The organism is Allobosea vaviloviae (assembly GCF_001298265.1).
GTDB lineage: Bacteria > Pseudomonadota > Alphaproteobacteria > Rhizobiales > Beijerinckiaceae > Allobosea > Allobosea vaviloviae_B.
Genome location: NZ_LGSZ01000038.1, coordinates 1 through 1,493, shown reverse-complemented (window position 1 = coordinate 1,493; position 1,493 = coordinate 1). Strand labels below are relative to the sequence as shown.

The 1,493-nt window shown below is 64.2% G+C and carries 1 protein-coding gene; it reads right to left on the bottom strand.

Annotation, left to right across the window (positions count from 1 at the left end; translation table 11 throughout):
* Positions 1-105: 105 nt before the first annotated feature.
* Complete coding sequence (locus tag AE618_RS11570) at positions 106-1,428, bottom strand: IS701 family transposase (protein WP_054209227.1); 1,323 nt, start codon at positions 1,426-1,428, stop codon at positions 106-108.
* Positions 1,429-1,493: the final 65 nt, after the last annotated feature.

Here is a 1,493-nt window from a genome sequence, read left to right as displayed (position 1 = left end):
TCTTACTGTGTCATAAGCTGTCGAACGGTTCTCTGGCAGCATGGACATCGTTCGAGACGGCGGGACAGGGCTCTGATCAGGCGGACGCGGATGGTAGCGATCGAGTCAGCCACGTGCCGCTCGGTCCGCATGGGGAGTTCCACGCGGTCGGTAATCGTCGGGTACGGCAGGTGCCGGTAGGATCGCCGAGATCCGGGGGCCTGAGGGGGGAATCAGACTCCTCTCTGAGACCAGGAAGGCGTAGGCGGCGATGCAGAGCGTGGCGTGGTGGTGGAATCCTCGCCACCCTCGGCCTTCGTAATGGCCGAGGCCGAGTTCCTGCTTCAGGTCCTGATAGTCGCGCTCGATACGCCATCGCAGCTTGGCGTTCGCGACCAGGTTGGGAACCGGCGTCGTGCCTGGCAGCGACGATAGCCAGTATTTCGTCGGCTCGGCCTCACCGTCTGGCTGCTCGATCAGGAGCCATTCCTCGGGATGGGGCTCGGAGAGCCAATAGTCGCGATGAGCCGGGCGCACGCGAACTGCGGCAAACCGCGAGGTGAGCGTCGTATTGGTGCCCTCGCGCCACGAGACCATCTGCCAGGCCTCGTCGGACAGGGATGCGGCGAGGGCCTTGGCTGAGGTCGGCTTGTGCTCGCGGTCGCGACGATAGAGCGAAGGTGGTCGGCCTTTTCCGCTCCAGGGTTTGGGTGGCAACGGCCCTTGTCCAGGGGGCCACAGAGTGGCCGACGACTGGACGCCGACGACATAGTCGAGGTTCATCGCCCGCAGGCCGATCCGGAAGGTGGTATCGACGCCGTAGCCCGCATCGGCCAACACCACGCCAGTCGGGATGCCGGCTTGCTTGGCCTGCCGGATCTGATCGAGGGCGATCTGGGGTTTGGTCTCGAACGTGATGTCGTCGGGAACCCCGGCCTTCGCCCGCCGCAGCGGATCCTCGGCCCAGGCTTCGGGAAGATAGAGGCGCCAGGCCACGGGAAGGCTCGCCTGCTCGTTGGCGACTGACAGCGACACGGCGACCTGGCAATTGTCCTGTTTGCCGAGTTGGCCACAGTACTGCCGGGCCACGCCGACCGAATGGTTGCCCTTCTTGGGAAAGCCGGTGTCATCGACGATCCAGGCGCGGATCGGCTCACGCTTGGTGAGCACGGGAAGCACCAGATCACGCATCGTCTCCATCACCGAGGCATCGGCCCAGTCGGCCTTCGCGACGAAATGGTGCAACGATTGATGGGCAGCCCGAACCCGCCCCGGATCCACCCGCGCCGCCATTGGCTCGACGCTCTTGCGGTCCCCGGGCAACATCAGCCCCGTACAGTAGGCTTTCATCGGCGCGACACGGTCGGCGTGGCCCAAGGTCCCCGCCAACCGCTCGACAAAAGCCGCGAACCGCGATTCACTCCCAGCAACGTCCGATCCTAGATCCATGCTCGCTCTCCACGAGATTGAATCTCTCACCTTACATGAATCGCAGATTTTGTGACACAGTAAGA